The following is a 20,381-nucleotide window of genomic DNA, read 5'->3' as shown; positions in this document are numbered from 1 at the left end:
TGAGTGTCTTGAAACCTGGAAACACTTAATTTAATAATAGAACCTATACATTTATAAATTTAAAAAATACCGAATCCCTGATCCGGGAGCTTCACTTCAGGACATTAGGAGGCAGGATGGTCATAGGCAAACCTTTATTGACAGCGGAAGAGATTCAGGCAAAGGTGAAGGAACTCGCCCGGCAAATCTCAAATGATTATGAGGGCAGGGAACTGCTCGTGGTGGGGCTGCTGAAGGGGGCATTCATGTTTTTTTCCGACCTCGTCAGGCATATTCAGGTACCCCTGACCATCGACTTTATTATAGCCTCAAGCTATGCAAAGACGGACACTACCGGCGAAGTGAAGATACACTGCGACATGAGGGAGGAGATAGAGGACAGGGACGTCCTGATAGTTGAGGATATTGTTGACACCGGGATAACCCTGAACTACCTCAGGGAGAGGTTTTTGGCAAGGTTGCCGAGGTCACTGAAGATTTGTGCCCTTCTCGACAAAATTGACAGACGTATTGTAGATGTGCCGATTGATTACAAGGGGTTTGAAATACCGAACAAATACGTTGTGGGTTATGGCCTGGATTACGACAACAAATACAGGAACCTCCCCTATATCGCAATATTTAAAAGAAGTGACTGAGTCCGTTACTTCTTGATCGTTATTATATAAACTCTCGTTTTATCACCATGGGTGAAGAGTATTTTAAACTATGTATGAACTTACAATAGAGACCATTTTTTCAGCAGCCCATCAGCTCAGGGGCTATAAGGGGAAGTGCGAGGCCCTTCATGGTCATAACTGGAAGGTTCAGGTCCATATACTTGCCGAGAGGTTGAATGATTTGGATATAGCAATAGATTTTCATGACCTGAAGAGTTATACAAACGAGATTGTCGAGCAACTCGACCATGGGGCTCTGAATGAGATATTCCCCTTTACTGAAATAAATCCTTCATCTGAGAACATTGCCAGGTGGATATTCGACTCCCTCAAGAGGAAGATTGATGATGAAAACATCAGGGTCTCGGCAGTCACTGTCTGGGAGTCGGATACTGCATCAGCCACATACTATGAAGATTGACACAGACTTGGCAGAAGATATTTTAAAGAAAGCGATAAGAAACGGAGCAGATCTTGCCGAAGTCTTTATGCTGTCCGCAAGGTCACTCTCTGTAGAGGTAAAATCCCGGGAAATTGATGCCCTCGAGACATCAATGGACTTTGGTTATTCCCTCAGGGTCATAAAGAAACAACGCCTCGGCTTCTCCTATTCAACTGAACCGAAGGACTGGCAGAGAGTCGTTGACGATGCCCTTGAATCTTCCCTCTTTACAGGGGAGGACCCCTGCCTTGATATTGCCGGACCTGCAACCTGTCCTGAAGTTGATACATATGACGGAACCATTGCGGCTATTTCCGAAGAAGATGCCATAGACAGGGTAAGACAGATTGAAGATGCGGCCCTCAGTAGAGACCAGCGGATAACAAAGGTGAGGAAGGCATCCGGCAGCTTTGCCGAGGCTGAAATCCTTATCCTCAACTCCAGGGGGCTTGAGGCCGGGTACAGGGCAACATCTGCAAGCGCCCAGATAATGGTCGTAGCAGAAGACGGCCATGATGCACAGATGGGCTGGGGGTATGAGAGCAACAGATTCCTGGGGGGAGTGGATTTTGAGACTGTGGGCAGGGAGGCCGCCGACAGGGCTTTGAGGCTGCTGGGGGCAAGAAAGATCATAACCGGAAAGGGCTCCGTCCTTCTGGACAGTTCCGTGGCAACTGAGTTCCTGAGTGTCCTTGCATCATCTTTTTCCTCAGAAAATGTGCAGAAAGGGAAGTCCCTCCTCATCGGCAAAATGGGTGAGCAGGTGGTTTCCGAAAAGATAAATATTGTAGACAACGGCCTCATGAAAGGAGCAGTCGGCAGCAGACCCTTTGATGCTGAAGGCACTCCCTCCCTTGAAAAAAGGCTCATTCAGGAAGGCCGGCTCATGGGTTTTCTGTACAACATCTATACAGCCGGAAAAGACGGCACCGTCTCAACAGCCAATGCCGTCAGGCATGGAATACACGGTGTACCGGGAGTGGGAATATCAAATCTTTATCTTGAAGGGGCCTCGGATAAATTCATATACGGCTATGATGAGCTGACCGGGCAGATGGAGCGGGGACTGCTCGTCACAGAGGCCATGGGCATCCACACGGCAAACCCCATAACCGGGGAATTCTCGATAGGTGTTACAGGGCTATGGATTGAAAACGGAGAGGTCAGACATCCTGTAAAGGAGGCCGCCATCTCCGGAAACATACTCGAGTTTTTTGGAAATATTACGGGAGTCAGCCGTAATCTGCGGTTTTACGGAAAGATAGGCGCACCTGATATCCTGATAGAGGGCGTGGACATAAGCGGTTGAGATGGTCATTTGTCACTGGTCACTGGTTATTGGTCAAACGGCCAACGACTAATGACCATTGACTAATGACTCTTACTACAGGAGGAGACCATGAATTATTTTCTTACTGAAGAACAGCAGATGCTCAGAGAGCTGACAAGACAGGTTGCAGAAGAGAAGATCGTACCTGTAAGGGCGGAGCTTGACGAGAAAGAAGAGTTTCCCCATGAAATTATGAAGGTACTTGCCCAGTCAGATATATTCGGGATATTCATCCCTGAAGAATACGGCGGACTCGGAAGGGGCTCTTTTGAACTCTGCCTGGCAGTAGAGGAATTGAGCTGGGCATGTCTCGGGGTATCCACAACCTATGCTGCCAATGCGCTCGGCACATACCCGATATTAATGTTCGGCTCAGATGAACAAAAAGAAAAGTATCTGCCTGGTATAGCTGCGGGCAAGAAACTCGTGGCCTTTGCACTCACAGAGGCCAATGCCGGCAGTGATGCCGCTGGTGTGCAGAGCACTGCCGTAAAAGACGGTGATTACTACATCCTTAACGGCACCAAACAGTGGATTACCAATGGTGGCGAGGCTGATATATATACAGTAATAGCCATTACAGACCGGTCCAAGGGTCCAAGGGGCGCAAGTGCCTTTATTATAGAGAAGGGGACGCCAGGTTTTTCATTTGGCAAAAAAGAGAAAAAGATGGGCATAAGGGCATCTGTAACAAGTGAGCTGATCTTTGAGGACTGCCGCATACCAAAGGAAAATATCCTTGGCCGTGAAGGTATGGGTTTTATTGTCGCAATGAAGACCCTTGATCAGTCAAGGGTTGGGGTTGGAGCACAGGGACTCGGTGTTGCCCAGGGGGCAGTTGACGAGGCAATAAAATTTGCTAAACAGCGTGTACAATTTGGCAAACCCATCATCAGCTTTCAGGCAATCCAGCACATGCTTGCAGATATGTCCACCCAGGTGGAGGCATCAAGGGCACTGGTATATGCAGTGGCAAAGCATATTGACAGCGGCGCTAAAGATTTCTCCAAGGTATCTGCAATGGCAAAGGTATTTGCCACTGATACGGCCATGAAGGTGACCACGGATGCCGTACAGGTAATGGGCGGCTCCGGTTATATGAGAGAATATCCGGTTGAGAAGATGATGAGGGATGCGAAGATTCTGCAGATATTCGAAGGGACAAACCAGATTCAGAGAAACGTGATTGGACAGGCCCTTATCAAGGAGGCCGTGGGCAGGGAGAATGGTTCATGAAGATAGTAGTCTGCATCAAGCAGGTACCGGATACGGCAGAGGTGAGGATAAACCCTGAGACCAATACCCTTATACGGGATGGCGTGCCCAGCATCATAAACCCCTACGACCTGCACGCAATCGAGGCAGGACTGCACCTGAAGAACGGGTTAGGCGGCACTGTAACAGTGCTGACAATGGGCCCTCCCCAGGCAGAGGATGCACTGAGAGAGGCCATCTCAATGGGTGCAGACGAGGCAGTGCTCCTTACAGACAGGGCATTTGCCGGCTCAGACACCCTGGCAACAGCCTATACCCTCTCAAGTGCAGTCAGGACAATCGGCTTTGATATAATACTCTGCGGAAAACAGGCAATCGACGGTGACACTGCCCAGGTAGGACCTGAAATGGCGGAGTTCCTCAATATACCTCACGTTGCCTATGTCAGAAAGTTCGAGGATATTAATGCCAACACGCTCAGGGTCCAGAGGTTAATGGACGAGGGTTATGATGTTGTTGAAACCTCTGTACCGGTTCTTCTGACGGTTGTCAAGGAGCTGAACCAGCCAAGACTGCCCTCTTTGAAAGGCAAGATGAAGGCCAAAAAGGCCGTTATAAAGAAGCTCACACATACCGACATCGGCGCTGAAGAAAAGAACCTCGGTCTTGCGGGCTCGCCCACACAGGTAAAAAACATCTTTGCACCTGAGGCAAAGAAGGACAGAAAGATACTCACCGGCACACCCGGGGAGCAGGCAGCACAGCTCATCGAAGAACTAAAAAGCCTCAAATGCATATAAACAGTGTCTGTTTATAAACTACGGTCATCTGTCATTCCGGCTTGTCCGGAATCCTTCTTAAAAAACGATTCCCGAACGTTTTTGGGGAATAACAGGAAAAAACGGCAATGGTTGGACTTTATAAACAGACTCTGACTAAACTAAATACAGAACACAAAAAACCAGTCAAGCTAATTTTGGAGGATATCAATTATGCGTATAGTTGTTGACAATGAACTTTGCACAGGCTGCGAAACCTGTCTGAGTTCATGCCCCTATGATGCCATTGTAATGAAGAGTGACAAGGCATTTATAAATGAATACTGCCAGCTCTGCAGGGCCTGCCTTGAGGTCTGTCCCGAGGGGGCCATAAAAGAGATTGAGACCGGAGCGGGTGTTGAAGATACCACTGACAGGGACTCCTGCAAGGGTGTATGGGTATTTGCCGAGCAGAGAGACGGCAGGGTTGCCGATGTCTCATTTGAGCTCCTTGGTGCAGGCAGAAGACTTGCCGATGCGAGAGGGGCCGGGCTTTCAGCCGTGCTCTTCGGTGCAGACTATTCAGGGGCAGAGAGGCTTATCCACTGGGGCGCCGACAGGGTATACCATTCAGACGACCCCATATTCGAACACTTTAATGACGAACCTTACGTGGAGCTCCTGTCCCGTCTCATTTCAGAACACAGGCCCGAGATTGTCCTCACCGGAGCAACCCCCACCGGAAGGTCGTTCTTTCCGAGGGTTGCTGCAAGGGTACGGACCGGACTCACAGCAGACTGCACCTCACTTGAAATTGACCCTGAGACCGGAAACCTGCTCCAGGTACGTCCAGCATTCGGCGGCAATATAATGGCCACAATCCTCTGTCCATACCGCCGGCCCCAGATGGCAACCGTCAGGCCGAGGGTCATGAAAAAGGGCCAATATGACAAAAGCAGAACAGGAGAAATACTGAAGATAAAGGCCGATGACATCCGGTCGAAAACAAGGGTGACGGATACCGTAAAAGAGGTCTCCGATACAATGGTGAACCTCCAGGAGGCCGACGTTATTGTGGCTGGTGGAAGGGGACTTGGAAACGCAGAGGGGTTTAAGATGCTCGAGGAGCTCGCAGGACTCCTTGGCGGCGCTGTCGGGGCGTCAAGGGCTGCAGTGGATGAAGAATGGATTCCTTACAGCCATCAGGTCGGTCAGACCGGCAAGACAGTCTGTCCGAAAATCTATATTGCCTGCGGCATCTCCGGTGCTGTGCAGCACCTTGTGGGAATGCAGTCCTCCGACATCATAATAGCCATAAACAAGAACCCGGACGCCCCGATCTTCAGCGTGGCAAACTATGCAATAGTCGGGGACGTACATGAGGTACTGCCCGTTATCATAAAGAAATTGAAAGAGGTAAAGGGAATATGAGCATGGCATTTATATTCCCGGGACAGGGTTCACAATACGTTGGAATGGGGAAGGCCCTTCATGAAGAATACCGGGAGGCAAGGGAGACCTTTGAAGAGGCATCGGAACTGCTCGGCTATGATGTGGCAGGACTCTGCTTTAACGGCCCGAAGGAGGAACTGAACAGGACATTCAGGACACAGCCCTGCCTGCTTACCGCAAGTATAGCCGCCCACAGGGTATTGACCGCAAAGGGGCTTGCCCCTTCAGCAGTGGCAGGTCACAGCCTCGGTGAATACTCTGCACTTGTTGCAGCAGGAGTGATTGAATTCAGGGACGCAGTCCTTCTGACTGAAAAGAGGGGACGTTTTATGCAGACCGCAGTCCCTGAATCAACGGGGTTGATGGCTGCAATACTCGGGCTTCAAAGGGAGCAGGTGGATGAGGTATGCCTGTCCGTCAGGTCAGGTTATGTCTCACCTGCAAACTATAACTGCCCCGGACAGATAGTTATTGCAGGTAAAAAGGAGGCAGTGGAAGAGGCAATGAGACTCGCCAGGGAGGCAGGCGCAAAAAGGACCATCCCGCTTGCCGTAAGCGCCCCGTCTCACTGCGCACTGATGATAGAGGCATCCATAAAGCTTGCAGAAGAGCTCAGGCACATCCATTTCAATCCCCCGGAGGTGCCTATCGTAAACAATGCCGATGCAATGTTTCTCAATACCGTTGACAGCATCAAGGCATCCCTCGTAAAACAGCTTGACAGCACCCTGCTCTGGGAAGACTCCGTAAGAAACATGACTGATTCAGGAATTAATACCTTCATTGAAGTGGGACCGGGGAAAGTGCTTTCAGGGCTGATAAAGAGGATAGTCCCGGAGGCCACTACATTTAATACCGATGCCGGTATTGAGCAGGTTGTGAAGGGGGTAAAAAATTAAAGGCCCATTCGGCATTTCCGTGGAAAATTAATCCCTTGTTGGAACTGCTTTTTCATTCAAGAAGGTATTAAATGATTTACCCAAAATTTTTTTAAAACCTTGACAGCCGTTATGGACACCTGCTACATTAGCATATAAAATCTCTTGATAAGTCCACTCTGCTTGCTTAACATGAATGTTTAGCACTTTTTACAGCATATTTCAACCAGAAACTGGAATTTTCGTAAAATTTGCCATATTTATCAAGAAACCAGTCAATAACTTGTTAGGTACAAAATAGCATTCGATAACGAATTTCTTATGATGGCAAAATCTAAATTACAGAAACGAGCCGAGAAGGCATCAAAACTCTTTCCCGACGCCGCACGAAAACCAATCGTCATTGAATTCGCTGGCGTTCCCAAGGCAGGGAAAACAACTACGATTAGCCAAGTTCAGGCTTTCTTGAAGAGGTGCGGATTCAAGACAGAGATTGTGATCGAACGGGCATCAATCTGTCCGATCAAAGACAAGAAACATGTTAATTTTAACATCTGGACTGCTTGCACAACTCTCGCCCAATTACTTGAAAAGACTCAGACGCCACCAAGGCCGGAAGACCCACAGATATTGATTCTTGACCGGGGAATATTTGATTCACTTTGCTGGCTACGCATGATGGAGAGACTCAATCGCCTACGCCCGGAAGAACGAAAGGTAGTTCAGACCTTCTTGGAGGTGGCAGACTGGAGAGATCGAATTACTGGTGTCATTCTTATGACCGTTTCACCAGAAGACTCCATGATGCGTGAGCAAGGCTTGCTCCCAGTGGAAGGCGGGAAAGGCTCGATCATGAATCCTGAGGTTCTGCAGCAGATGACAGATGTTTGTAAGTCTACGGCAAATGAACTGAAGGATTTGTTCCGTATCTTTGAGGTAGACACATCAAACAATGAAGAAACATCGACGGCAAAGAAGACAGCAGAGACGGTCGTTGGGCAGGTTCTCGACTGGATTGAGGATTTGCTTGAAGAGAATATTCTAAGCATCCCTAAGATAAAGGTTGAAAAAGCCTTCAATAGTAGCTCAGCTATCGACGCCAATTCAGCTTCAAGGCTCGTTGATTGCTTCCACTCAGATGGGGTCTTCGCTCCACGCTCAGATGTGGAATCTGACCTCAAGCGTGTTCAGGCGCTTCCCGTCGTGATTGTGAAAAACGCAAACGGCGAGGTCTTGCGGCTGCGCCGCAAGGAATCTTCTTCCTCTAATCCCCTCCATGAAAAAATTGTAATTTGGGCAGGTGGCCACGTGCGCCGAGAAGACAGCCAAGAAGGACGTGCCATTCCTGCATGTGCAGTCCGCGAGATCGAAGAGGAGTTGCGCTTACGTTTGGACGAAAACGCTCTTACCCTGCTCGGAGCAGTCTACGTTGACGAGGGAGTTTCTATTGGGAAACATGTTGCTATTGTATACGAGTGGCGTGCGGCAACAAATGACGTAGCAGTGGCATTGAGTAATTCAGAGTTTTTTGAGCGTAGAGGCACTTCTTTGAGCGGAAAATTTGTCTCTATGGAACAATTAGTAGACGATCTTAACAAAGGCAAGATGAGTGAGGAATGGTCAGATACTATCATCCGATCATTCCTATCTGATGATTTCGAAAATCTTAACCCAAAGTTGATATGAAGCCTAAGCGGATAAGCGGGGTCTTTAACCTCTTCCCTTTTGATTACGTTGACTTTCTCACTTTATTTCCTCCGGAGCAACGGGGGCAGGTCTCAAATTAACAAATAAGCAACAAGCCAGCCTTGCTTTTGTTTAAATTGCTGGCTTTAGTAATCTCTCGATCTGTTCAATTTTCTTTCGTAGTCTTCGATCGCTGGACATTGCTTCTTCAAGGGCTCGTTGTTGATAGCTTACGGTAGCCTCCAAAACCTTTGGTGAATTTGATGCACCTATACAAAACTATTGACAGGTAAGACTAAAAAACACCACAAAATATGATATACTTTCAATAAGTTGACACTGATAAGACATCGGGATCAGCCCGGCACGTTAGGCAGGCGTTATGCGTATCATCAAACATTGAGGAACACATGGGTATCATAAAAGACGGTTGGGATATAAGTAAGGAAGTCTTAAAGCCAGTCTTTACTGGACATCTCACCAAACATGCCAACAAAAAAAGAAACAGAGAGATTTTACTTTCCTTTTCAAAAGAATTTGCTTCCCATGATAAAAAAGAAACTACCTCTCTTGATTATTTTTCCTGGATTGAAGAGCATAATGAATGGCAAACAGGCTCAGGAAGGCTACTGACTACATCACATAAAGAAATAACTAGACTATGGTCTCAATATAAAAAAATAGCACCCTATGAAGCACTTCTCGTTCGGTATATAGGAAATGGAGGAAATATATCCAGACTGTTTGCCCTTGGTGCTGAGTATTTAGATCCAACTGTAAGATTATTACTTTTGGAAGTTATGTACAGACACCATCTGTTAGGTTTTTCCCCAAAAGTCACATCTGTTATTGACCTCCATAATTCAACAAAAAATCTTGATGTATCATGTGAGATGTTCGCTTCTTTTAACGATCAGGCAGCCTATTACCTTCGGCTTCCAGATAACTCTGATCCTCTATTTGTACGAACAACTAATAAAAAGTATATATCTTCAGCAATATCCTGCCATTTTCAACTACTTGAATCGTCTGAATCGTTTGAAAAATGGTACAAAAACCAAGTTGTTAAGTTGAGCAAAAAACAAATTAAAGATGTCGAGGAACAGTGCAACTTGATTCTTGAAATCTCCAAAGAACATAAGAACGCATAATATTGCTATCAAGGACAGACTTTCGGAACGTTGTTACACACTATGCAAAACTATTGACGGGCAAGAAAATAAAGTTGATAAAATTGCAGGATTATAACATGCTACGACAGCCCAGATTAGACATACCACCAAGAGCCCGCACACATCCAATTGCACAGGGGAGGAAGAACCAATTAATGTATAAGTTTTGCATAGTATGCAACAACGTGACTTGTCCACACAAAATGCATGTTATTAAAGCGGCATCTAAATACAGAGATTATTTGATAGCTAAACCCGCAATTTTACTGGCTGTCAGCCTCTCTGAATAGTTGCCGGGTTAATAACCAACTAAATAATTATAGAAAACCAACAGAATGCTTGTCAATTACCATTTCAGTCTGGTACACTTTGCGATAGTACAGAAAACTATATAATTATTGGTTAGACGTAGGATATGACCTGAAATGGATTTAAACGCGATGACACTATACATGAGGTTTTAAATGTCTTCTAAATTTTCTCTTCTTATAGCTGCAGCGTCAGTAGTTGCGGCGTGGGTTGCCGCATTGTTTGCTTACGTAAGCGCCAGAACATCAAAACGCGCCCTTTTATTAGCAGAACAACAAGAAAAACGACGCCAACCAAAGCTTGTCCCCTATCTTGTAGATGGTTATCATAAATCAATCTCTCAAGACCAATTTTCCATTTATGCGTTTTCGCTTTCGATTAGCAATCCTTCTGACATAGACAATTCCATAGCACAGATTGAATTTCAGATAGCATATACAACAGCTACAAACGCTCACATGGTTGTTAAAGTTCAGCATGATGATAACCCTATTGATAGATTTGGCGGAGGCGACATCAAACCATTTTTAATTCCAGAAAGCATCAACGCACACCTAACAATTGCAGGCTGGGCATTCTTTAAAATTGACGATATTTTGATAGGTAACTCAGATATAGATGCATACACACTTATTTTTACAGACAGTCACGGTGCCTTCAGTACCTTAGAACCAAACATGGTCCGGGAGTTTGCTGATGAAGAAAAATTGGCGGAAGATGTTAAGTAGTGGTACATCACTCGTTAAAATAGTTGCGGATGCAGCTGTCTCTTCACAAGGGATAATTGAAGGAAAACTTATTCCACTTGTCATTCTTGAGACTTCTAATCGTCCAGATATTGACGAAATGGTTCGAATTCATCAGCACTTACCGCCCGGTGATGTTGTCTCTCAATGGGGTCAAATAGAAGGTGAAAAAGATAAGATAGCTTTATTTTTAAACTTCCAGCGACCCGCTGAATTATCAATCATTTTACAGTTTGATATCGTAAATCAAGGCGGATTAGTTGATCAGATACTGGCTGCTCGGACACTGTATATTCAACCAGGAAGAGAGGGAGATAGGTTAGCTACAACTGTAGATAAACCGAAAATACTCATTGAAGTATCAGATAACTTCAAGGAAGAGTGGGATCGAATATTTTTAAAACATATTGCTAAAGATATGCGAGAGAAAGGGCTTGGACGACACCAAGCCAAGCAAGCTGCTCAGCAATTTATCGAAGAATGGCGTAAGCTTGGAAAATTTAGAATGAAAAGAAACTAAATGAACGTCTAACAACGCTTTGGAGTTGAACGAGTGCCACAGGACGCTGTTTGAGCATGTTATAGTGTCAACTTTCGGAACATAAACCTTTGAGGTCTACCCTTGAATCGTGACAAAAAGCATTCCATTTTCTATATGCTCCGGTGCAAAGACGGAGGAGTTCTGCCCTTGATATGAAACATATTCTCCTCTATACTGTTTTTGTTAATACAACTTAAAGATAGTGAGGATAGGATAACTCCACTTTTTGCTTGCTTAACAAAAAGTTAAGCACTTTTACAGCATCTCTCAACCTGAAAATTGAAATTTTCTAAAATTTGCCGTAGTTATCAAGAAACCAGTTAATAACTTGTTAGCTGCTTTAAGGATGAACTTTGGGGACATCCTATATATCCCTGTCAAGAAAAAAATACATTTCAAGAAATATCTTTTAGAATTAAAGAGTTATAGAGCATCACAAAGGTTCAAACGCACCTCTCCTCCTCAGTCTTCAAAAGACTTATAAATTTTGTGGCGAGTCTCTCACCGTAATGGAACCATGCACCTTTTCGTTACGTTGGTACACACTATGCAAAACTCTTGACAGGCAAGAAAAAAAGCAACGGGGGCAGTGATTGACATTGCAGCGACTACAGAAGAAAACAGAAAAGGAACACACCCCTTAATCCCCTCTTGATAGAGGGGAAAATCCTTGACAATCCCCCTATCGGCGGGCCTCATTGCCTTGTAAAGGCTGTCCCCTAACAAAACCTCACGCTCTTGCCGGGTTGAAAGTATTTGACGATGTCAGCTATACTATACATGTCCATTTCCGTAAGGGAGCTGAAGACCGAAATGGAGAAGATTTGCCATTTAATCCCTGCTTTGACATTAAACCTAATTCTGAAAGGAGAGCAATAAAGTTATGAAGATCATTCTTAGAGAAGATGTTGAAACCCTTGGGAACATGGGGGATATTGTAACAGTTAAAAAGGGCTTTGCCAGAAATTATCTCCTGCCGAGGAACCTCGCTGTTGAGGCCAACCCGAGAAACATAAAGGAATTTGAACACCACAAGAGGATAATTCAGGAAAAGGCAAACAAGGTCAGGAATGCTGCACAGATACTTGCTGAAAAGATCGCCTCAAAACCCGTTGTGATAAAGGCAAAGGCAGGCGAAGAAGACAAGCTATTCGGGTCTGTAACAAATATTGATATACAGAAGGTACTGAAAGAGTATGGGTTCGATATAGAAAAGAGAAAGATTATACTTGAGGAGCCGATTAAACGCCTTGGTGAATATACTGTCAAGGTAAAGTTTCACCCTGAGGTTAGTGCCAACCTTACTGTCCAGGTAATCAGGGAGGAAAGCGCTTAACCTGATTGATGACACTGTTAACCACGGGTACTACAGAGAAAGAGATACATGAGAGGGATACGTTAATCGGATGTAACGGGAATATGTATTTTCGTATTAACTGAGTAACGAAATCCGTACCTTGATGGTTTATACTCACAAATACCTTGGATAAACTGTTCACATCTGTTAAAGTGGAAGTACAACGGCCATGGCAACAATCGATGAAGCACTTGATAAATTACCTCCCCAAAACTTAGAGGCAGAGCAATCCATACTTGGTGCAATCCTCCTTGATAATGAGGCCTTACTAAAATCCCTTGAGGTCATGACTGCCGATGATTTCTACAGAAACACTCATCGCATGATCTTTAACTCCATGCTTGAACTCTTTGAGAAGAACGAACCCATTGACCTTATTACCCTTACAGACCATCTCAGGACAAAAAACAAGCTTGAATCCATCGGAGGGGTATCATATCTGTCCTCCCTCGTAAATGTCATTCCAACATCTGCAAATGTGAGATATCACTCAAAGATCGTTAAGGAAAAGGCACTTATGAGAAACCTGATCCGCTCTGCCACCGATATCGCAACTACGGTATATGAAGAAAACCTTCCTGCTGACGACCTCGTGGATTTTGCAGAAAAGACGATCTTCGAAATATCCGACAAACGCATCAAGGCGCCATTTTCCAGGCTGAAAGAGATTATCAAGGACAGTTTTGAAATGATAGAGCAACTCTATGACCGTAAAGAGGCCATAACAGGCGTGCCCTCAGGCTTCAGGGATCTTGATGAGGTGACAACAGGCTTCCAGCCGGGCGACCTGATTATAGTCGGAGGACGCCCCTCAATGGGAAAAACCGCCTTTGCCCTGAATCTTGCCCAGCATGTTGGGGTTGAGTTAAACGAGCCTGTGGCGATATTCAGCCTTGAGATGTCAAAAAAACAGCTCGCCCTCAGGATGCTCTGTTCCGAGGCCATGGTCGATTCAAACAGCGTCAGGAAGGGTTTTATACGCAAGGAGGACTGGCATAAGTTAACATCAGCAGCCGGAAAACTCGCTGAGGCCCCGATCTTTATTGATGATGCCTCCAACACCTCGGTACTTGAAATGCGGGCCAAGGCAAGGAGACTCAAGATGGAACACGGCCTCAGCATGGTGGTTGTCGACTACCTGCAGCTCATGAGGGGCAGGGGCAATTTTGAGCGCAGGGAACAGGAGATATCAGAGATATCCCGGTCGCTGAAGGCCCTTGCAAAGGAGCTGGACCTGCCTGTTATCGCCCTCAGCCAGTTGAACAGGGGGGTTGAGCTGAGGCAGGACAAAAGGCCGAGCCTTGCGGATCTCAGAGAGTCCGGGGCTATTGAGCAGGACGCTGATGTAATAATCTTCCTTTATCGTGACGAGGTATACTCCAAAAATAACAATTCCAACAAGGGCACGGCTGAGATTATTATAGCCAAACAGCGTAATGGTCCGACTGCAACTGTAAAGCTTACCTATCTTTCTCAATCCACCAGATTTGCTGATTTTGCAAATGCACCCTATGAAGAGGAAGAAGAGGTGTTTTGATGATCAGGAAACCCGCTGTTGCAGGACAGTTTTATCCGGGAACACCGGAGGGTCTTACAGAGCAGGTCTCACAATATATCATTGACACCCCCCGTGAGCCTGTTATCGGCGCTGTCTGCCCACATGCAGGCCTTATATATTCGGGCCATGTTGCCGGTGCAGTCTATTCAAGGATTCAACTTCCTGATACCTTTGTTCTCCTTGGGCCAAACCATACGGGCCTTGGTGAAAAAGTCTCCCTCATGCCATCAGGCATATGGGAAATACCAACAGGTAACTTCAGTATTGACGAGCTGCTTGCACACCGTATCTACAAAAATGCACCGGAAGTCATCAGCAAGGATACAAGGGCTCACATGTTTGAACATTCAATTGAGGTCCAGCTGCCTTTCATAGCATACTTCAGCACAAATGTAAAGATTGTGCCCATAATCTTTATGCAGTCCTCTCTCGAGGAGTGCAAAGCAGCCGGAAAATCCATTGCAAAGGCCATAAAGGGGATTGATTACCCTGTCACAATCGTTGCAAGCTCCGACATGAGCCACTATGTTTCAGACTCGCAGGCGAAAGCCCTCGACAGCCTTGCCATCGAACATATACTCTCCCTTGATCCTGAAGGTCTTTACAGAACGGTTTTGTCCAAGGGGATATCCATGTGCGGGTATTTACCCGTAACAACCATGCTCTATGCTGCCATCGAGCTTGGTGCTGGCACATCAGAACTCGTAAAATACGCAACTTCAGCAGAGGTAAGCGGTGATTACGATTATGTTGTTGGGTATGCGGGGATTATCGTTAAATAAAAGATCGAGTAAATAATTTTGGAGTAAAGGAGTGTTGGAGTTATGGAGTAACTGCAAAGAAAATATGAGGGCCTAATAAAATTATGACTGACGGTTATGAAGAAAGAAGGGGAAACAAGAGATATGATGTTGATGGTGTCGAGGGGTGCCTCACCTTTGTCCTTAACGTCAAAATACTCAATATGAGCCTTGACGGGATGGCTGTTGAGGCAAACCATATGATCTCGGTTAATAAGGAATATACGATCAAGGCAAACCATAAAGGTGAAATTCTTAACCTGAAGGGGCAGGTGGTATGGTCAAAACTTTACAAGACCATAGTATCACCTGCAGGTGAAGTTGTCCCCATCTATAGGGCCGGCATTAAATTTGAAGATGTTCTGAGTGAAAAGACCCTGACTTTGCTCAAATTTATTGAGAAAAACCGCATCCTCACTCTGGAAAAACGTATACTCGGCCGGTTTAACCTGAAGCCCGGTGACGCACACATTCAATGCCCTCATAATTTTACAGTGAGAAAGATCAGCCTCTCCGGCATGCTCATCGAGTCGGAAACCCCCCTTAAAATAGATTCGGAATTCCTCATGACACTCACCAAATCAGATGGCGGCAAAGAGGTCTCCGTCAAGGGAAGGGTGGCAAGCCTGTTTGAACCTGAAATTGTTGATGCTCCTTACAGAATAGGTATTGAATTCGTTTCTCTTGCAGACAGGGACAGAGAGGTTCTTAAGGAATACATCGACTCATTATTGTAAATAATTTGACTTTTTATCCCTGCTTAGGGTTAAATATATGTTCAGATTAAGATATATGCACGCAGTCTGCATACGGACTGTTGTTACATGACCGGATTGGAACGGATTTAAATTGCCGAACAGGAGGACTTTCGTTATGTACGCTATTATAGAAACAGGCGGTAAACAATACAGGGTATCAGCAGGACAGGTGCTTAACGTTGACAGGATTGATGCAAACCCCGGAGATCCACTCAGCATTGACAGGGTTCTTTTTTTATCAAAAGAGGGAACGATGGTCACAGGAACTCCGTATATAGAAGGGGCTACGGTCAAGGCCTCAGTTGTTGAGACAGCAAAGAACAAGAAAGTCATTGTATTCAAGATGAAACCACGTAAGGGTTACAAGAGACTCAGGGGACACAGGCAGTTTTTCACAAAGATAAAGATAGATGATATAGTCTACGGAGGATAGAAATGGCTCATAAAAAGGGTGTTGGCAGTTCAAGAAACGGCAGAGACAGTGAATCACAGCGTCTCGGTGTAAAGAGATACGGCAGTGAGGTTGTAAAGGCGGGAAATATTCTTGTCAGGCAGAGGGGCACTAAATTCCACCCGGGTTTTAACGTCAAAAAGGGTAGAGATGACACGCTGTATTCCCTGATTGACGGGGTAGTGAAGTTTGAAAGAAAAGGCCGGACAAAGATGAAGATAAGCGTATACCCCTCAGAGGCAGTCAGTTAAAGAAATTCAGGGTCTCTTGTCCCTGCGAGACCCTTTTCCCAATCTTCTCTGATAATATTTTTTGAGGCTCATCTCCAAAAGCGTTATCAGATTGAAACCCTGTCCTGCATGGTCTTAACCATCCGCCCCCTTCTGATTGTATATAATTCCATTGAACAAAGAAAAAAAACAGAGTTTGTTAAACCGTTATTGTTATTTCCGTTTTCAAGGAAAAAACCTTATATCCCCATGTCAGCATAGGGGATATTTATAAATACCCCTTTAGTAAAGGGGTATTAGGGGGCATTTAAAAGTGAAGTTTATTGATTATGTAAAAATAGATATCAAGGCCGGTGACGGCGGCAGGGGATGCGTCAGCTTCAGGAGGGAGAAATTTATCCCAAAGGGAGGGCCTGACGGAGGCGATGGAGGCAGGGGCGGACACATAATTATAAGGACAGACCCCCAGCTATATACCCTGCTTGACCATGTGTACAGAAAAACATACCGGGCAGAACGCGGGCAGCACGGAATGGGCAAGAAGAAGCACGGCAGTGACGGTAAGGACCTGATTATCAGGGTTCCTGTGGGCACGGTTGTAAAGGATGCCGAGACCGGAGAGGTGCTTACAGACCTCGACACTCCCTTTGCCGAGATACTTATTGCAAAGGGGGGGCGGGGCGGACTCGGAAATGCCCATTTTGCCACATCCACAAGACAGGCTCCGAGGTTTGCCCAGCCCGGAGAACCCGGGGAAGAAAGAAAGATTGTTCTCGAGCTTAAACTCCTTGCCGACGTCGGACTCATCGGACTTCCCAATGCCGGAAAATCCACACTTATAGCCGCCATATCCTCGGCAAGGCCCAAAATAGCTGATTATCCCTTCACCACCCTGAAACCAAATCTCGGGGTAGTCAAGACCGGGAATTTTCAGAGCTTTGTGGTTGCCGATATACCGGGACTGATCGAAGGTGCGCACAGGGGTGCAGGACTCGGCTTCCAGTTCCTCAGACACGTTGAAAGGACTAAGCTCCTCGTACACCTCGTGGATGTCTCGGAGATGACCGCTGGTGACCCTGTTGACAACCTGCTTAAGGTTAACCGTGAACTGGAGCTTTACAGCAAGGAGCTCAGCCTGAGGCCACAGATAGTTGTTGCAACAAAGACGGATATTGCCTTAAAAGAGCGGGTCAAAATATTGAGGGAATATTGTAAAATGAAGGATATACCATATTTTGAAATATCCGCCATGACAGCCAGAGGGGTCAAGGAGCTGGTCTCCCATCTTGCACTGGAGGTCAAGAAACTGAGAGAGCAGGAAAAAAAATGAGGACAGTCATAAAAATAGGAAGCAGCCTCCTCACTACCGGCAACAGCCTTGATGAATCAAGAATAGGGGCGCTGGGAAGAGACATCTCGGAGGTACATTCCATGAGAAACGAGGTGATTGTAGTCTCCTCGGGAGCAGTTGCAGCGGGCATGAAAAAACTGGGACTCAAGAGAAAACCCTCTGACATCAGACACAAACAGGCCGCTGCCTCTGTCGGGCAGAGCACACTCATGTGGGCCTATGAAAAGAGTTTCAGCATACACGGTAAAAAGGTGGCACAGATCCTCCTCACAAGGGATGCCTTTTATGACAGGGCAAGATATATCAATGCAAAAAACACCATCCTGACCCTTCTTGACTACAGCATCATCCCTATTATCAATGAGAATGACTCTGTGGCCATAGACGAGATAAAATTCGGAGACAATGACCAGCTTGCCTCCCTGGTGGCAGGCCTGGTGGATGCAGACCGGCTCGTAATACTCTCGGATGTCGACGGGCTATACACCAGGGATCCCCGGCGTTACAAAGGCGCCAGGCTTATACCCGTAGTTGAAAGGATAACTCCGGAGATTGAAGCGTTATCCGGCGGGACCGGCAGTCTCGTTGGTACCGGAGGTATGTACTCAAAACTCCTCGCTGCGAAAAGGGCCGTGCAATGCGGCATCAGGGTAAATATTATAAGCGGCAAAGTGCCCGGACTGCTCCCGTCACTGTTTCACGGCAACCCCTGCGGCACGGAGTTCAAACCCGGGGCAGAAAAGATCCCGGCCAGAAAGGGCTGGATTGCCTTTGGCCTGCGGGCCAGGGGCAGCATCATGGTTGACGACGGTGCAAAGGATGCCATCCTCTCAAGGGGAAAAAGCCTCCTGCCCTCGGGAATAATATCCATCGAAGGGAGTTTTAAGGCCGGGGACGCCGTATATTGTACCGACACAGGGGGCAACAGGTTTGCAAAGGGTCTCACTAACTACTCCTCTGAAGAGGTCGGCAAACTGAAAGGCCTCCGCACCTCAGAGATAGAAAAGACCCTCGGATACAGATATTCCGATGAGGTTATCCACAGGGACAACCTCGTTCTGCTGCAGGAATAGATAGTTCCTGTTGCGGAAAAAGGATAGATGCTGAATCAAGTTCAGCATGACAGTAAATAGTAGGAAATTGTTATTACGGATAGCGCTTTGTGGTTTGTAATCAGTACCTATCTAAGATGAATATACCTTCTGAAACCGGTTGATCTTCTCTGTCAGCTCTTCAACGGTAATCATTTCACCACCGCCCCTGCCATAAAACCTTACTTCCGAAAGCCCATCAACTGCAAGCCTGACATCATCAACCATTTGACCGAGGTTCAGCTCTGCCACAAGAAATCTCTTGCCCATACGGGCAAGGTCATTTATCTGCTTCTCGGGAAAGGGGAAGAGCGTTACAGGTCTGAAGAGCCCTACTCTGCATCCGTCTTTCCTCAAGGACCTCACGGCTGAAAGGCAGACCCTTGCAGCTATTCCAAATGCAACAATCACCACATCCGCATCATCAACCATATAGGACTCATACATGACGTCCTCCTGCTTCATCCTCTGATACTTCGCCTGGAGCTTCAGGTTCTGCATCTCAAGCTTGCCCTCACCGAGATAGAGAGATTTAATCACCCTCGGAGGCCTCGACCGGCAGCCGTCAAGCACCCAGTCCTTTGAAGGCAGGGCAGGCGGAACATACTCTGTTGGAACAAAGGGCTCCATCATCTGTCCAAGTACCCCGTCTGCAAGTAGCATTACAGGATTCCTGTACTCATCAGCCCTGTCAAAGGCCTTCATCGTGAGTGTCCATAGCTCCTGATGACTGAAAGGCGCATACACAAGGACCCTGTAGTCACCATGCCCGCCACCCCTTGTTGACTGAAAGTAATCCTGCTGACTGCCTGATATATTACCAAGCCCGGGACCGCCCCGCTGGATATTAACGATAACCGCCGGAAGCTCGGCCCCTGCCAGATAGGAGATACCTTCCTGCTTAAGGCTTATTCCGGGAGAAGAAGAAGACGTCATGGCCCTTACGCCTGCGGCAGAAGCACCATAAACCATATTTACGGCTGCAAGCTCACTCTCCGCCTGTATAAAGATACCTCCAACCTCGGGCATTCTCCAGGACATATATTCGGGGATTTCATTCTGGGGGGTAATAGGATAGCCGGCATAAAAACGGCAACCAGCCATAATTGCTGCCTCTGCAACAACCTCATTGCCTTTCATCAAGAGAGATTCAGTCATAAATCAACCTTTTTTCAGATTACGAACCTCTTTTATCCTGTTTTCCTCATCCATTATCAAGACTCGCGGTACGGCAGCGGATATCTCCTCTTCATCCATCCAGGAATATGAAAATATGATTATCCTGTCACCGGGAATGGCTTTTCTTGCAGTTGGACCATTGAGCATAAAACTCCTGCTTCCACGTTCGCCAGGGATGATATAGGTTGTAAATCTCTCTCCGTTATCAAGATTGCTTACATGAACCTGCTCATAAGGCAGCATCCCTGCCGCCTCCAGTATATCCTCATCTATGCTTATACTCCCCTCATACCGGAGGATACAATCTGTAACTTTGGCCACGTGAATCTTGGCCTTTAACATACATCTTAACATTTACATTTACCTGCCTATGGTCTTTTATATCAAAATTCTTCAGGGTCATCAACAAAAGTTCAGC

Annotated in this window: 21 protein-coding genes; 19 read left to right on the top strand and 2 right to left on the bottom strand. The window is 46.3% G+C overall.

Annotated elements, in window-relative coordinates:
• The first annotated feature begins 116 nt into the window (after positions 1 to 116).
• From hpt to proB, 19 genes are all read left to right on the top strand, one after another.
• On the top strand, positions 117 to 638 hold the full coding sequence (hpt, locus tag VST71_07165) for a hypoxanthine phosphoribosyltransferase (GenBank protein MEC4685494.1): 522 nt from the start codon (positions 117 to 119) through the stop codon (positions 636 to 638).
• A 70-nt stretch (positions 639 to 708) separates the two neighbouring features.
• Positions 709 to 1,080, top strand: coding sequence for a 6-carboxytetrahydropterin synthase QueD (gene queD, locus VST71_07160; GenBank protein ID MEC4685493.1), 372 nt, complete (start codon positions 709 to 711; stop codon positions 1,078 to 1,080).
• The gene (locus VST71_07155; protein MEC4685492.1) at positions 1,070 to 2,410 is read left to right on the top strand and encodes a TldD/PmbA family protein; all 1,341 of its coding nucleotides are present in this window, start codon (positions 1,070 to 1,072) and stop codon (positions 2,408 to 2,410) included. Before queD ends, VST71_07155 begins: the two co-directional genes overlap by 11 nt.
• A gap of 90 nt (positions 2,411 to 2,500) precedes the next feature.
• Complete coding sequence (locus tag VST71_07150) at positions 2,501 to 3,667, top strand: acyl-CoA dehydrogenase family protein (protein ID MEC4685491.1); 1,167 nt, start codon at positions 2,501 to 2,503, stop codon at positions 3,665 to 3,667.
• The gene (locus tag VST71_07145) at positions 3,664 to 4,446 is read left to right on the top strand and encodes an electron transfer flavoprotein subunit beta/FixA family protein (protein ID MEC4685490.1); all 783 of its coding nucleotides are present in this window, start codon (positions 3,664 to 3,666) and stop codon (positions 4,444 to 4,446) included. The genes VST71_07150 and VST71_07145 overlap by 4 nt, the downstream gene beginning before the upstream one ends.
• A gap of 192 nt (positions 4,447 to 4,638) precedes the next feature.
• Complete coding sequence (locus tag VST71_07140; protein ID MEC4685489.1) at positions 4,639 to 5,835, top strand: electron transfer flavoprotein subunit alpha; 1,197 nt, start codon at positions 4,639 to 4,641, stop codon at positions 5,833 to 5,835.
• Complete coding sequence (fabD, locus tag VST71_07135) at positions 5,832 to 6,755, top strand: ACP S-malonyltransferase (GenBank protein MEC4685488.1); 924 nt, start codon at positions 5,832 to 5,834, stop codon at positions 6,753 to 6,755. The genes VST71_07140 and fabD overlap by 4 nt, the downstream gene beginning before the upstream one ends.
• Before the next feature lie 300 nt (positions 6,756 to 7,055).
• A complete protein-coding gene (locus VST71_07130; GenBank protein ID MEC4685487.1) occupies positions 7,056 to 8,420 on the top strand; it encodes an NUDIX domain-containing protein in 1,365 nt (454 codons plus the stop codon).
• A gap of 410 nt (positions 8,421 to 8,830) precedes the next feature.
• On the top strand, positions 8,831 to 9,571 hold the full coding sequence (locus VST71_07125) for a hypothetical protein (GenBank protein MEC4685486.1): 741 nt from the start codon (positions 8,831 to 8,833) through the stop codon (positions 9,569 to 9,571).
• Between the two features lie 485 nt (positions 9,572 to 10,056).
• Positions 10,057 to 10,629, top strand: a complete 573-nt coding sequence (locus tag VST71_07120) for a hypothetical protein (protein ID MEC4685485.1) — start codon at positions 10,057 to 10,059, stop codon at positions 10,627 to 10,629.
• Entirely contained in the window at positions 10,598 to 11,167 is a 570-nt protein-coding gene (locus VST71_07115) for a hypothetical protein (protein MEC4685484.1), read from the top strand. The genes VST71_07120 and VST71_07115 overlap by 32 nt, the downstream gene beginning before the upstream one ends.
• 904 nt (positions 11,168 to 12,071) lie before the next feature.
• Positions 12,072 to 12,524, top strand: a complete 453-nt coding sequence (gene rplI / locus VST71_07110) for a 50S ribosomal protein L9 (protein ID MEC4685483.1) — start codon at positions 12,072 to 12,074, stop codon at positions 12,522 to 12,524.
• A 190-nt stretch (positions 12,525 to 12,714) separates the two neighbouring features.
• Positions 12,715 to 14,082 carry a replicative DNA helicase gene (gene dnaB, locus VST71_07105; GenBank protein MEC4685482.1) on the top strand — a complete coding sequence of 456 codons (1,368 nt, stop codon included), beginning with the start codon at positions 12,715 to 12,717 and terminating at the stop codon, positions 14,080 to 14,082.
• Positions 14,082 to 14,885 (top strand): AmmeMemoRadiSam system protein B, encoded by an 804-nt coding sequence (gene amrB / locus VST71_07100; protein MEC4685481.1) that lies wholly within the window; start codon positions 14,082 to 14,084, stop codon positions 14,883 to 14,885. The genes dnaB and amrB overlap by 1 nt, the downstream gene beginning before the upstream one ends.
• An 83-nt stretch (positions 14,886 to 14,968) precedes the next feature.
• The gene (locus VST71_07095; GenBank protein MEC4685480.1) at positions 14,969 to 15,640 is read left to right on the top strand and encodes a PilZ domain-containing protein; all 672 of its coding nucleotides are present in this window, start codon (positions 14,969 to 14,971) and stop codon (positions 15,638 to 15,640) included.
• 136 nt (positions 15,641 to 15,776) lie between these two features.
• Positions 15,777 to 16,094, top strand: a complete 318-nt coding sequence (gene rplU / locus VST71_07090; protein MEC4685479.1) for a 50S ribosomal protein L21 — start codon at positions 15,777 to 15,779, stop codon at positions 16,092 to 16,094.
• A gap of 2 nt (positions 16,095 to 16,096) precedes the next feature.
• Positions 16,097 to 16,363 carry a 50S ribosomal protein L27 gene (rpmA, locus tag VST71_07085; GenBank protein MEC4685478.1) on the top strand — a complete coding sequence of 89 codons (267 nt, stop codon included), beginning with the start codon at positions 16,097 to 16,099 and terminating at the stop codon, positions 16,361 to 16,363.
• Between the two features lie 292 nt (positions 16,364 to 16,655).
• Complete coding sequence (obgE, locus tag VST71_07080; GenBank protein MEC4685477.1) at positions 16,656 to 17,672, top strand: GTPase ObgE; 1,017 nt, start codon at positions 16,656 to 16,658, stop codon at positions 17,670 to 17,672.
• The gene (gene proB / locus VST71_07075; GenBank protein ID MEC4685476.1) at positions 17,669 to 18,766 is read left to right on the top strand and encodes a glutamate 5-kinase; all 1,098 of its coding nucleotides are present in this window, start codon (positions 17,669 to 17,671) and stop codon (positions 18,764 to 18,766) included. Before obgE ends, proB begins: the two co-directional genes overlap by 4 nt.
• Positions 18,767 to 18,877: 111 nt before the next feature.
• On the opposite strand, the gene VST71_07070 is transcribed toward proB, so the two are convergent.
• Positions 18,878 to 19,942 carry a 3-methyl-2-oxobutanoate dehydrogenase subunit VorB gene (locus VST71_07070; protein MEC4685475.1) on the bottom strand — a complete coding sequence of 355 codons (1,065 nt, stop codon included), beginning with the start codon at positions 19,940 to 19,942 and terminating at the stop codon, positions 18,878 to 18,880.
• 3 nt (positions 19,943 to 19,945) lie between these two features.
• A complete protein-coding gene (panD, locus tag VST71_07065; protein MEC4685474.1) occupies positions 19,946 to 20,317 on the bottom strand; it encodes an aspartate 1-decarboxylase in 372 nt (123 codons plus the stop codon).
• Between the last annotated feature and the right edge of the window lie 64 nt (positions 20,318 to 20,381).

Source organism: Nitrospirota bacterium (assembly GCA_035873375.1).
Taxonomy (GTDB): Bacteria; Nitrospirota; Thermodesulfovibrionia; order Thermodesulfovibrionales; family JdFR-85; genus BMS3Bbin07.
Note: the sequence above shows the minus strand (reverse complement) of the source record. Positions and strands in the feature narration are given on the sequence as shown.